The organism is uncultured Fibrobacter sp. (assembly GCF_947166265.1).
Classification (GTDB): Bacteria; Fibrobacterota; Fibrobacteria; order Fibrobacterales; family Fibrobacteraceae; genus Fibrobacter.
On sequence record NZ_CAMVDO010000048.1, the window covers coordinates 1 to 13,863 of the forward strand.

The window sequence follows — 13,863 nt, forward strand, 5'->3', positions numbered from 1 at the left end:
TGTCGGAATCGGTCGCGGCCTTCCCCGCAATCACCTCGCCCCAGCCGTTGTTGGTTTTGATTCCCATGGCACCAACGCTTTTCACCAAGGCTCCTTCTTTCCCAAGTGTCCCCACCTGGCGCCATATCAGGGAATCAATATCGTCGTACGGGAGCACGCCGCTCTGCGACGTCACGTAGCGCCAAGCGCTTGCTGCCGTGAGCATCGGTCCACTCGTCGTAAGTTCGCTCCAAGGTTTCGAAAGTTCCTCGCCCACGCCCTGGTAGTAATAAATATTGGAAGGCCCGCCGTTCAGTTTTCCGTCGCGGTCCGTATCGATCATGTTGCCGCTTGCGTAGATACTCTGGTTCTTATCTACCTGGAACCACGGGTTACTTCCCTTCGGGCCATAGACAAAGTAATTATTCACGATGTCGTGATTGAAATGAGTGCTCGTATGCGTCGTATAGCCCGCCTCGAAGTTGTAGAGGATATTGTTCACGAACACGTCGTTGATCTTGTCCAGCGGGTTTCGGTTGTGCGTATTCACGAAGGCATTGTAGTACCAGGCCCACGTGCCGTCCACCGATTCAATGTGCGCCCCGAACTGTTGCCCGATAGGGTTTGCAATCAGCGAGTTCTGCACCGTTATTCCCGTCACGCGATAGCTTGCGTTATCGGAGGAGCCGCCGAAATTATTCCACGGAGCAAGTTCCACCGAGCAGTGGTCCACAATCACGTTCTTGGAATCGTAAAGGTTCAAGGCATCGTCCTTTTCAGACGCGGTATTTTCGCCCGGACGGATTCGCAGATAGCGGATGATGATATTGCTCTGCTTGCCCGTGCTGAGTTTACCGCCATGAATGGCAATTCCCTCGCCCGGCGCCGTCTGCCCCGCGATGGTAATGTTACTCTTGATAGAAACCGCCGTCTTGATGTTGATGATGCCACCCACGTCAAAAACCACAATGCGGTTCCCTTGACTGACAGCATCGCGGAAAGAGCCCGCGCCGTCATCGTTCAGGTTCGTCACGTGATACACGGTTCCGCCGCGGCCACCCGTGACCTGCGCCCCAAAACCGAGCGCCTCCGGAAAAGCTAGCGGTTCGGCACCCGCCCCCATAAAACCAAACACCGTTAGGCAAAGCGCCGAAACCGCGAAATTTTTAGCAAAACCAAATTTCAAACCCATAACAACCTGCCTTTGGGCCCACGAGGGGCCGCCTTTATGAAATATATCTTCATTTTACGAAAAAAACACCCCTACATCCCATAAAGAGTTGTCCAGGGACAACCTCACACAAACTGAAACAAATCACCCCGTTCGGGTATTTTCGTTCCAGATTCAAGTCGCTTACAATTTGACTACATCCTTTTTTCCTGACTTTCGAGGACCTTTAAAAAATACTTTTACAAGAAAACGGAGGTGGATTATGAAATCACTAAACTACACACACCTTATCTGCGGCATCGCTCTCTTGCTTTCTGCCTGCGGCGACACCGACAGCAGCACGACCAGCATCGACTCTGCAAACGTCACAGAAGCCGATTCTCTTGCCGAAGCGACCACCGAGTCCAAGCAAAGCACCTCCATAAGCATTCCCAGCGCATCCGAGCAAGAAGCCGCGGAACCAGTAGACGTTTCCGCCATTGCCGATGACCCCATTATCCGTTTCGAAAACGATTCCATTTCCGTCGAAAATGACAACGGCTGTATTACATACAAAGAAAGAGTTGTCAATATCTATTGCCAAGGTAATTACCAGCTCACCGGCAGTTCAAGCGACAACCAAGTCATCGTAAACGCCGAAAGTACAGACAAAGTTTACCTCTACTTAAACGAGCTGCAACTCGCTAGCGCAACGGACGCGCCCCTCTACGTTCAGAATGCAGAAAAAGTATTCCTGATGCTGGTGGACGGCACTAAAAATACACTCGCCGACGCCTCCACCCGCACACAGGCCTTCGCCAAGGAGAACGGCACAAGCGATACGACCAAAGCAACCGTCTATGCAAAAGATGACCTTACCATCAAAGGGAGCGGCGACCTGACCGTAACCGGAAACTACAGCAACGGTATCCAGTGCAGCAACGACCTGCGCATTCGCGACCTGCCGGGAATCACCGTCAAAGCAAAGAATCATGCCATCAAGGGCAAAGGCTCCGTCACTATCGAAGGCGGATACTTCAATTTGGCCGCAACAAACGGCGACGGCATCAAGAGCGACGAAGGCGAAGACGAAAACACGATTACCGAGAACAAGGGAATCGTCATTATTACCGGTGGTGAATTCGATATCGATGCAGGCGATGACGGCATTCAGGCATTCAACGCCATCTTAATTGCGGACTCCACCTCTATCCCCTTTATCACCATCAACAGCAAGGGGAAGGGAATCGCAACCGACAACAGCCTCTATATAAACGGAGGCATCACCAACGTAACCTCTGCCGACGACGGCCTACATTCAAACCAGAATATTTACGTCAACGGCGGCCTCACCACGATTTCTGCGGGTGACGACGGAATCCACGCAGATTCAACCCTGCGCATTTCTGACGGCGCAATCAACATCACCAAGGCCGTCGAAGGGATCGAAGCGTTCTACATCCGGGCCGAAGGCGGCATGACCGCAACGGTCGCAAGCGACGACGCCTGGAATGCGGCAGGCGGCTCTGCCGACGCGGGAGCAAGCAGCGGTTCGCAGTGGGGTGGGCCCGGCGGTGGCGGCGGCATGATGAGCAGCACCAAGGGCTACATCATTATCAGCGGAGGATACCACTACCTTTACGCTGCAGGAAACGATGTCGATGTCCTCGATGCCAACGGCACAGCAACCATGAGCGGCGGCGTACTGCTCCTTGAAATCGGAACAAGCGGCGGCAACGTCATGATGAAAGGCCCTGGCGGAAATGGCATGGGAGGTAATCAGGGAGGTTCCTGCAGTACGAACATGGCTGGTGGCCTGATCGACACCGACAACGGATTCAGCATCACCGGGGGCGTACTGCTTGGATTCGGAAACCGCACCGAAGAATACCCCAACTGCAGCGCCACCAGTTTCACGGCAGGAACAGCCTACGGCACAAGCAACGCGGCTTTCAAGCCCAGCGCTAGCGGCAGCATGATTATTTACGGAGGCAACATCAACTCTGTCGCCCAAGTGGACGTGAGCGACATGACCGAGATTACGCTCCCGAACGGAATGATTTACTACGAGAAATAAGATTATTTGCTCCTTTTGACATTTTTGTCCACCCACAACAACAAATTTTCCGATAAGTCCAACAGCGACATCCAAGTCACTGATATAGTCAGCCAGTCTGGCAGCAACCACCTGTTCGCGGCGTTCGGCAAGTTCATTCAGGTAAAGAAGGCTCATGTTGTGAACAGCCTTTTCAGTATCTTCGCTCGCACTCTTGCCGACCCAAAAAGCACCCCGGCATTCGTCGGGGCACCCTGTTGTTGGAAGATGGTTAAACGCATCATAATACAATATACATCAGTTTCACTACAAAGTATACTGTTTTTAAATTTACCGTTGTCTGCGGACTACGCCCCCCTTTAACACAGACTACTTTTGTATTTAAGTAGTTTTTTTACACACTTTTTTGTTCGAACGGAGTTATATTAGTTGATGTTCGGCGTGGGTGCGCCGGAGTTGTTTATGGGGTAATTTATGAAACCTAATGGGATGATGATTGGGCTTGTACTTGCAATGGGAACGAGTACATTTGCTATTGAATGGGTAAACCAGTGTGCAAGCAATGGATTTACGCAAATTACGGAATCGGCTCATTTCGAAGTGTGCAAAAAGCCTACGACAGACGATGGGCAAACGAACAACGTATCAATTAGTGCTGATGCCGCAAAGAAGGCGGTGACGGATCTCGAAAACGTATTCTCGTTCTATACCGATTCGCTTGGGTGGATGCTTCCGTTTCCGAGTAGCCCCAATACGAAACTCAAGAGCAATATCTACGTGTTCGACAACTCCGTGATGGCGGCTCTTTATGGCGGGCAGGATTTCGTGAAGGGCCTCAACAATGAATTTGGGCCGGGTATGTGGATTGGCTCCGGTTCGCTTTCTGATAAGTGGGGACTCGCCCACGAATTTGCGCATGGCATGCAAGGTATTGCAGGCTGGCTTGGCAACAACAGCCATTCGGGATGGATGGCGGAATCGCACGCAAACTGGATGGCCCATCAGTACATTTCGGACGATGCACACTATTGTTCCGAGGCTCTTATTAATTTCCCGTATCTGTATTATGGTTCCACACGCGACCGCTATTGCAACTGGCAATTTTTGGAGCACCTGAAGGAAGAATTCGGCGGTGGTAACAAGGGTGCACACGAGGTGAACCGCATCTGGACGGAATCTACCCGCGAAGGAGAAGAAGGCCGCATGGAACAGACGCCGTTTACCGCGATGATGATGGTGTACGATTGGTCGCTCGACAGCCTGAACCAGCAATTTGGCAAGTTTGCGATGAAGAACGCCACGCTTGAATACCAGGGGCACCGCAAGGCTCTGTACAAAAACGCATGGGGCGATTACGAGTTTGCGACCCGCCGCAATGCATCGGGTTGGGGCGACATGTATCGCCGACATACGAGAATCACGATGTTGGACAAAATGGAGTGCGAAGCCGGTAAAGAATGCCCTGATCGCTATATTTCGCCGAGTTACTGGGCTCCGCAGCGCTGGGGTTATAACTTGGTGCGTATCTATCCGGAACAGACGGGAAAAGTGACTGTCAAGTTCCGCGGAATTGTCCAAAGCAAGCCGACAGTTAGCGGGTACACCTGCTTTGGCGACAACACCGATTATTACATGGGTAAGACCTATAAGTGGTGCAACTATGCCCCCGACAAACTGCCAGACCCCGCATCGGGCTGGACGGTAGGGCTTGTCGCCGAGGGCGCGGATGGCACACCACGCTACAGCGAGATGAAGCACGGCACGGGATTCAACCTGGAAATCGAGACGAAGGATAGTGACAAGGCCTTGTGGCTCGCCGTCACGGCGACACCAACCGAGATGCAAACGATTCTCTGGGACCAGTTCTACTACAGTATTTATCGCTACCCGTACATGATCGAGGTCGAAAACGGTGCGCCCGAAGGTTATAACAAGGATTTCTGGAAGCCAGCGAACACGAGCGGATACACCAAGCACGCAAACGGGGGCGGCCTCGTGAGCAACAAGGCAAAAGTTTCCGAGTCGGTCTACGTGGGGCCCGATGCGGTCGTGAACGGCGGTACGATTTCCGGGAACGCGCGAATCGAGGATTTTGCGGTCATTGACGGCGGAACAATTAGCGGGAACGCGATTGTCCGTGGGCGTGCACTCGTAACGGCAGGTACCATCGGCGACGACGCCGTCCTGGAAGAGGATGCGTGGCTCGTGAGCGGGAGCATTACCGGCAAGGCGAAGGTCGGCGCGCTCTCGATTATCGTGAACACGACGGTGACGGACAACGCCCAAGTCTATGGTGTAATGTGGGCCGTCGCCGACAAGAAACTCTCCGGCACGGCGCAGTTGCGTGGCGACTTGGAAAATAACTTCAGCAAAGAAATTTCAAAGGGCGTATTCTACGGCATGGTCGACGACGGCATGTTGAACAACGCGAATTACGGCGCGAACCTCACGACTCCCCCGACCGATGCTACGGCAAGCATCGAGAACGCCGAATGGTATGCCGTGGCCGACGACTCGACAGGCTCGGAGGGCACTACATCTATCGGGCATATGCCAGGTAGGCGTACGCTGGAATCGCAAAATGCGAACCTCTACTTCGACTCAAAGGAGCAAGCCGTATTTGTCCGGTACAAGAAAAACGGTCGTGAATACCGCTACCGCGTAAGCGGCAGCAAACAATAGCGGGAAAAAAGAGAATACATTTTTCCCTAAATCACAATAGTCGATGTCTTGAAAAATAGGGTTGTCCGTGGACGACGTTGCCGTTGTTCGCAGACAACTCTTTATTTTTTAAAGGATTCCTTTTTGTCTACTGCGGATATAAATTTTTACCGTTTAGGTAAAAAAGGAGTGTTTATGAGAATGGATTTTACCAAGGCGCGGATTTCTGCGTCTGTAATTACTATCGCAATCGCCGCTACCGGTTCTTCTACCGTATTTGCCGCAGCGAGCTACCCCGTACAGGAATTTCGCTTCGGGATTGCCGATACGGATCGGAATATTGCTATTTCGGGAACTTCTGCCGGAGATTACCTGACTTCGAACACCATGCAGGGCACCGCCAACGAAAAATGGAGCCTTAACTATATCAGTGCAGGGGTCTATGAAATCGTCAATTCCGCAACAGGCATGATTGTCACCAATGAAAACGGACTTGCCACTATTGCAAAAGATGTTGACGGCACAAACCAGCGCTGGAAAATCGAGGCGGTTGAGAAAGATTTTGAAGGATACGATCTTTACTACAAGGTGGTCAGTAACGCCGACAATAAGGTTGCAATAACCTTCGATATTCAGAGCAACTCGTTTACGGTAGATACTTATACGGGCGACAATTATCAGAAATTCAAGCTGAACCTGGACGGGCTCGAAGGCTTTGCCGCAAACGCGCTTGCGGGCAGCAAAGAAAAGGCAGGAACAATTGGTGGATTGCTGGGAGAAGTTGTCTATGTTTCTACCGCAGATGATTTGGAGAAACAGCTTAATTCAAAAGGAGCTCAGACCATCGTCATTACCGCCGACATTGATATGCAAAAGAAAAGCAATACTCGTGTACGCGACTACAAAACGATTGTGGGACAGTATGGCAATCATACTATTTATGATTCGCAATTCAGAACGAACGATGCTTGGGGTACAGCGGGAGAAGTTCCGTCAGACAATATTGTCTTTAGAAATTTAAAAATGGTTGCAAAGAATATTCCTAACCGTATCTTGATTAATGTTTGGTCTTCTCGCCAAATTTGGATCGACCATATTCATTTCGAATCGCAGCTGAATTACGATCGCAGCGGCAATGGTCAGGATGAAGTTGGAAAATTCATATGGATAAATACCCCATATGCCAATTACAGGGATTCGCTAGACCGATACCGCTCTCCTGATTATGTAACGATATCATACTGTCATTTAAAAAATCGATACTGGACGGTTGCTTACGGAACTCAAAACGACGAAATTACCCGCGACCGCACAACGCTTCTTTATAACTGGTGGGATAAAAACGTGAGGCGCTGTCCGCAGCTAGGCAATGGATCCGCACATATTTACAACAATTACTATTCTGCTTATGGGAAATCGAGCAACGGCCCCGCGACAACGGGAATTATCGGTGGAGACGGTTCCGACATGGTATCCACCGCCAACCGTTTTAACGGCTACACAAGTAATCAGGCACTCAACATGGGCGGAGGAACCGACCCCGCACGCGACGAATACTCCTATCTTTCAGAAACATTGGACGGCACACCTTCTAAGGTCAGTTTCAGTCCCAAGAAAAATTCTACGTGGAAGCCAGAACAAAGTAGTTACGGATATTCCCTGATAGACGCCTACAACACCAAGGGGACTGATGTAAAGGATTTTTGTACCAAATATGCGGGCGACCAAAGTTCCGCCACCAGCATGAAATACATCACCGATAGCGATTTCAAGGATTGGGTCACAGTCCAGCACGCAAGTCCCTTCCTCAAGAGCATCGAAGTCGGGAACGCGCCCGTTGGCAAAGAGCCTATTGTTATCGAGACCCCTGAAGGCAGCCTGGTAAAAGACCTCACCATCATCGACCGCGCAAACTATAGCGGCTGGGGCATTTTGACCGCAAAGACCGACGGCAAGGTCTTCGGCGACCGCGACGTCACCTTTAGCGTCATTCCCGACGCTCTTGCCAATGCAGAACAAGTCGTTACCGCCTGCAACTCCAAGAACTCCACCACAGATGCGGCCACGTTTACAGCTACAAAAGACATCGTAGTCTACATCGGCTTGGATAGCCGCGTCGAAAAAGTCCCCGGATGGCTTTCGACAGCGGAGAAAACCGAGATGAAGGCTGTAGCAAGCAACGATGTGACTTTTGAAATCTACAAGATTAAGGTAGATTCTGGAGCAACATTCACACTCGGCAGCAACGGACAGAGTTCCGGTTGCGTCAACTACATTGCCTTTGTTCAAGAAGCAAACCTGCCAAGCAACAGTAACGAAACCGGTGAAGAAATCGATAGCAATACTGACCCTGAAAACGGCGAAATACAGTTTGCCGGTGAATTCATTGAACCAGCGAACCTTGTATCCGTAGGATTTGTCGGCGGCACATTATTCGTGAATAACGGCACAGGAAACGCGGTGAGAGCCACCTTGTTCGATTTGAACGGTTCAATTATCGCGAATAGGACCCTTGCAAGCGGCAGTCACTCCCTAGAAACAAAGGGACTTGCCCACGGAACATATCTAGTACGCATCCACGGCAAAGGATTGCAAAAGACTGTGCGGATCCTTTTTTGATAAAACGAATTTATTCCGCAATTTCATCAAGATCCTGCATCAACTTGTGAGTTTCGATAAGGATGGCGATGATTTTGCGGTAATGCGAGATGTCGTCGTAAGTAAGGGTGCGGTTTTTGCGGTCTTTGAGCCACTTTTGTGCGGGTTGATAGCCGCCGATGTAGAAGTTCCAGGCTAGTTCAGGAACATTGCCGAAATATTGCTGCTTGTTAATAAAAACTTTGCCGTAGTTGTCATCCCCGACTTGGTCGGGGATCTCCCTTTCAAAACGAATCTCACTTACGGCATTGTCGCCTTCGATGTCAAAGGAGGTTGCCTGCGGAGGAATTTCTTCCATCAGGTGCAATTTGCGGAGTTTATTGCCGATGGAAACGATGCGTTCGAATTCATCCTTGTTTTCGGGATAAGGAATACGCGGAAAATCAATTTTCAGGAATTCCTTGTATTTTTCACGATAGGACGGTGTATGGAGAACGCCGTAGATGTAATCAAAGACTTGTTCCGGAGTCGTTTTGAGTTTAGTGCACTTGTCTATTTTGCGCCAGATTTTTTCGTCAAGGTTGGGCTTACGAGTCTCGCCGATTTTTTCTTCGTTTTCGGTAGGATAAAGGTAGAGCGGGAAAACATAAGACTGTTCCTTCGACTGCAAAGATATAGAATTTAAATCCGAAATATGCGTCGTCACAAAAATATGTTGAAAATCAAACGTACTTAATTGCCTGCAAGTAACTAATGTTAAATTACCTTTCCCAATGATATGACGATTTATTTTGTATCTGGCACGACCCATTACACCATTTGAGTTTCCCGTATAATTAGTCCATCTTATGTCAAAAGGTCTATAATCAATTCTATTTTCTATTATTTCATTATCTAGGTCAGCTTTCGCAGTTGCGATATTCCAGCTAGGTCTATTTTTTAGTTGATATTTTCTTTCTAAATCAACTTCGGCCATAGAGATGAAGTCTCTTCTTAAAGATTCTGCGTCAAGTTCTGTAAAGAGAATATTCACTGCATCGCATTTTGTTTGAATTCCTGAATTATATTCAATTATCAAATCAGAAATTTTAAATCCCTTATCATACTCATTTTGTATAGAGAAATCTTTTGGAACAAAGAAAAAATAAGGTGCTTGCGGAATAAGTTCTTGCCAAGATATTTCGCTGAAAGACGTATTTGCAAGAAAGGCATATTTTTCAAAGCGTTTGCCAAAGAGTTCGTAATGGTAAACGCGGGCTAGAGATCCTTCGACTTCGCCCTTACGGGCTTCATTCAGGATGACACTCTGTTTTTTCTTAACAAAAATGTTAATGCTTACGCCTTGCATAATGTCAAAAACATTTTCATCTTTACCACCATCAGGCGCAACTTCTTTTTTTCGTGTATCACCATGCAAATTCAGAATGTAGATTTCATCAAAAGTTTCCATCAAGGTTTTTCGCATCTGACGATGCGTTATTCCGTCAATAAAACTATTGTTCGAAATATATGCTAGAATCCCATCACCATTCTTTTCTACGAAATAATGTCCGAGTCGAATAAATTTGATATAATCATCGTCTAGATTTATCTTTCTTTCGTTCAAATTTTTCTTGTAATCGTCCAACAGGTTCTGAATCCACTCGCTTTTATTGCTACTGCTTACACTATACGGCGGATTTCCAATCATCACCATTACGGGAGTGTCGCGCTTAACAAGGTTCGCCTCGTTCGCTTCTTGCGCAAGCCATTGTGCAAACAATGTTCCTGTGTTGTGGTCACATTCTTCAAGGGAATTGGTAAGGAATATGCGGAGTCGCTTGTCCTGTCTTGCCTTGTAGCCTGTCTGCGCCAACACCATGTCCAATTTCAAATGCGCAACGGCGTATGGAGCCATCATGAATTCAAAACCGTTCAGGCGCGGTAGCAGATGTTCTTCCACATAGTTTTGCCAAGCGCCCTTCTGATTTTCCATACCAGAATATATCTTGCGGACCACTTCGGCAAGGAATGTTCCCGTTCCAGTTGCAGGGTCGAGGATTTGAACTTTATGGTATTCACGCGTTTCGTATCTCTTGTGGTCTTTGGTTCGATTGTCCGTATATAGGTTCGACGTTTGACGAATCGTCACCTTGCTCGTGTCGGCAAGCCCATCACTCAAATTGAAGCGGGATTTCAAAATTTCGTCAACGGCATTGACGATAAAGTGGACAACGGGTTCGGGCGTGTAATAAACACCACAGGCCTTTTTCTGCTTGGGGTCGTAATAGCGTAGAAAATCTTCGTAGAAGTGAATCATCGGATCGGCTTGACCCGTAGCCTTTCCAAAATTCTTCATGACCTTCGGCATGTCCGTCACCCGGAATGTTTCTGCCAGGTCATCTACAATCCATGCGATGCTTGTATCTACATCGAATGCGGCAACATTCTGGAAAACCTTGCGCAAGAACGGATTTGTCTTGGGAATGAGTGTAGCCGCTTCTTCTCGACTGAAAGTGTCGGGAGTATCGTCATGGAGCCTTGCGGCAAACATTCCATAGCAGATTGTCTGTGCGTAAATATCGGCAAATTGACGTTCCGTCAAATCGTGAATCAGCACCTTCTGGAAAGATTTCCATTGTCCCGCCAGTTCACTCGTCTTTTCACTATCGGTTTCAAGAGTCTTTTCAATCACCTCGGCAAGGAGGCGCGCCTTGGCAGCCATCATCTGCGCCAGCTTTGTAGAACTTGTAATCTTCTGCGGTGTTGATTCCGCAATGTGCGCCACCATTTCCAAAAACATCGGAACATTGGCGTCTATCAGCGCAATCTTGTTCCCTTTGATTTCTGCAATGCGGATGTTTTGAGTCGGCAGCCCGTTTTCATAAGAATGAAAATCAAGGTAATCCGTGAAAAGGATATGGTCTAGGGAGTTCTTGTAACGGTTGAACTGTTCCTTGTGCTGGCGGTTTCCATCCAGGTCGCTATCGCCGATGTCCTTTGCCTCTACGAACGCAACCGGAATTGATGTTGCTCCTTTCCCTTTCGCGATAATGTAGTCCGGCGCTCCGCATTGGATTCGGCTGGGTTCGTTTGTGATGGTGAATTTGGGGAGCAAGTCGCCAAGCAGTTTTGCGAGTGCCGGGCGATAGCTGTGCTCTGTCGCCTTACCCGTAGAAAACTGCTTGGAAACCTCGTCGATGTACTGTGCGACGGCTTGAATCTTGCTCTTGTCCAAATCGACCATGGCGGCTCCAACGTTGCGAGATCCGCTCTACTTGACTTACGATTTACCCAATAAAAAAAGGGCGCGAAGTTGCCTGCAAGTTACTGTGTTTCGAGGCTCTAGCAAAGCCCAACTTACCAATAACTGCAAACAACCCACGCCCCAATTGGGACGTGAGCAGTCTGCCCTATTCTCGTAAGTTGTGAAACTGCTAGATTTCGAAACAGAGATTAGAGCAAATACTCAAAAATTCCGGTCGCTCCGAACCATTCGGTACGGGGCTATGTCATGGGGAATGATAGTAAAAAAACAAGGAGAAACGACAATTAGAACCAGAAATAGACCGGTTGACCGAGTTCTTTAGCTTTTGTTAAAGCCAGCATCAACTTGTCAAAAGCCATTTTTTCCAATTCACCTGTTTTCTTTTCCCGAAATGTATCTGCAATGTTTATTGCAGCATCCACTTTTTCGGCAGGAATCTCCTCATCCTCATAGTGATCAATGAGCAAGTCCAACGTTTCGTTAAAAGCCATATAGACATCCCACAAAGTTTCATTTTCCGGGAGTTTCAGCCACCACTGAACGAAATCGTCAAACTCTCCGCTATTAGCGTAAGATTGCCAGCAGTCCGTATTCTCGTCAAAATTTCGCTTGGGGACAAGGATTATTTCATGCTGTTCCATTACATTTCGCTCCTGTATTTTATCCTAAAGTGGGTCAGAGCCTCTCGTTCCGCCTTAGGACGTCCATGTTGCTTTCCTTTTGCATCAATATAGTTATTGACACTCTCGCCCTTCAAGTCAAAATACGCTCTAAAGGGTTTCGACAAATCTTGAATACGCAAATACCCGCCCCCAATATCAGCCACAATGGAGACTTTACCTTCTTTGTCGCGCCATTCAACTTTATTGCCTTGAACTTCCGCCTGTGCTCCAGGCGCAAACTGATTTACGATATCGTTAATATTTACAGACATCCATTTTTCAGAATGCTCGAGACTCCTGTTCTTGCCCTGCACAATATTCTTCATTAGATCAGCATTTATCTGAGCAAGATCTTTTTGTTCTTGAACAGATTTAGAGTATGTATCTTTGGAATCCATTATGCGGCCCTCCTTTCTAAAGATTCTTTGTAACAGCGAGTTCTATAATCTGAAACCAGCATGTAATGAACGTCTAATTTTTCAAGCATTTCTTCATATTCGCCCCTCAATCTTCCATAGATTACAAGAAAGGAAGGCCTAGCGATTAGCATCTTCGTTTTAAAAATGTAGCCATGCAAAGGATTATAGCGTTTCGCACAACCTAACGCACCAACAATATAAGGAATATTTTTCGGATAAGATTCGAGCGCATACAAAGTCTGCAAACAGCCTACCCGGAAATTCGGAAGAATCTTTTGTCCTGACAGAGCAACAAAAGCTGTAGCCAACTGCGAAAGCCAAATATTGAATTTTTGCATTTGAAGAGGCCAATTAATCCGAGGGCTCAAGTCAAAACCACCAAAGCCATAATAATTCAGATACAGCCCAATTTCATCAAATAGATTTTGCAACCGTCTCCGAATGAATTTATCATCAGCAAAAGAACAGAGCAAGGTCTCTTTCGGATTTTTGCAACAACGAATCCTTTGAATGGGTTCAATGAGTGTAGGGGGTTCTCCAAGAATAACCTCCCTGGGAAATACGGGAAAACCGTATCGGTTAAATGGCCATTTCGCCATTTTCAATTTGGCTCTCAACAAGAGAGCTAGTTCATATAGATTCATGATTTTCATAAATCATCCTTTTTTAAGCCAAGTTTTCCGTATTCACAACAGGCTTATAGTTGTGAACAGGGAGTCGGCCCTTATTCGCAACTTGCCACACATTATTTTTAGGAACAAAAAAGCGTGGTGTCGTATGCACTTACCGAACCTGCGGGCTACCACACCCTACCATACAATAAGCACAAACGACCCACGCACCTAATGGGACGTGAGCGTCTGTCTTACTCTCGTATGGTTTGAAAGTGGTAGTTTCAGGTTCGAGAATAAGAGACGAATCTCAAATTTCTATGCACCCTACACAGCAAAGTGCTGGGCTATGTCACCCATAATATAGATTATTGGAATGGCAAAAGATGACAGCCGCATCCGTCCATGAGAAAAATGCGGATTTTTCCGAAAATCTCTTGACATCCTCCCCTTGAGGAACTATATTTATAATGAACAAAT

At 47.7% G+C, this 13,863-nt stretch carries 8 protein-coding genes; 3 read left to right on the forward strand and 5 right to left on the reverse strand.

Features of this window, described 5'->3' with window-relative positions; translation table 11 throughout:
* Positions 1 to 1,171 (reverse strand): hypothetical protein (locus tag Q0W37_RS14000; protein ID WP_297702175.1); only part of this gene is annotated, 1,171 nt, incomplete at its 3' end.
* 241 nt (positions 1,172 to 1,412) lie between these two features.
* Here Q0W37_RS14000 and Q0W37_RS14005 point away from each other — a divergent pair.
* The 3 genes from Q0W37_RS14005 to Q0W37_RS14015 all read left to right on the forward strand — a co-directional run bounded on the left by Q0W37_RS14005 (position 1,413) and on the right by Q0W37_RS14015 (position 8,465).
* Positions 1,413 to 3,206, forward strand: coding sequence for a carbohydrate-binding domain-containing protein (locus Q0W37_RS14005; RefSeq protein ID WP_297702176.1), 1,794 nt, complete (start codon positions 1,413 to 1,415; stop codon positions 3,204 to 3,206).
* Between the two features lie 453 nt (positions 3,207 to 3,659).
* The gene (locus Q0W37_RS14010) at positions 3,660 to 5,867 is read left to right on the forward strand and encodes a DUF6055 domain-containing protein (RefSeq protein WP_297702177.1); all 2,208 of its coding nucleotides are present in this window, start codon (positions 3,660 to 3,662) and stop codon (positions 5,865 to 5,867) included.
* Between the two features lie 174 nt (positions 5,868 to 6,041).
* A complete protein-coding gene (locus Q0W37_RS14015) occupies positions 6,042 to 8,465 on the forward strand; it encodes an RICIN domain-containing protein (protein ID WP_297702178.1) in 2,424 nt (807 codons plus the stop codon).
* 10 nt (positions 8,466 to 8,475) lie between these two features.
* On the opposite strand, the gene Q0W37_RS14020 is transcribed toward Q0W37_RS14015, so the two are convergent.
* The 4 genes from Q0W37_RS14020 to Q0W37_RS14035 form a co-directional block, all read right to left on the reverse strand.
* On the reverse strand, positions 8,476 to 11,670 hold the full coding sequence (locus Q0W37_RS14020) for a type ISP restriction/modification enzyme (RefSeq protein WP_297702179.1): 3,195 nt from the start codon (positions 11,668 to 11,670) through the stop codon (positions 8,476 to 8,478).
* Positions 11,671 to 11,975: 305 nt separating this feature from the next.
* Positions 11,976 to 12,332, reverse strand: a complete 357-nt coding sequence (locus tag Q0W37_RS14025) for a hypothetical protein (protein WP_297702180.1) — start codon at positions 12,330 to 12,332, stop codon at positions 11,976 to 11,978.
* Positions 12,332 to 12,751: a hypothetical protein gene (locus Q0W37_RS14030; protein WP_073188076.1), complete on the reverse strand. Its 420-nt coding sequence runs from the start codon at positions 12,749 to 12,751 to the stop codon at positions 12,332 to 12,334. The genes Q0W37_RS14025 and Q0W37_RS14030 overlap by 1 nt, the downstream gene beginning before the upstream one ends.
* The gene (locus Q0W37_RS14035) at positions 12,751 to 13,425 is read right to left on the reverse strand and encodes a hypothetical protein (protein ID WP_297702181.1); all 675 of its coding nucleotides are present in this window, start codon (positions 13,423 to 13,425) and stop codon (positions 12,751 to 12,753) included. Before Q0W37_RS14035 ends, Q0W37_RS14030 begins: the two co-directional genes overlap by 1 nt.
* Positions 13,426 to 13,863 lie beyond the last annotated feature (438 nt).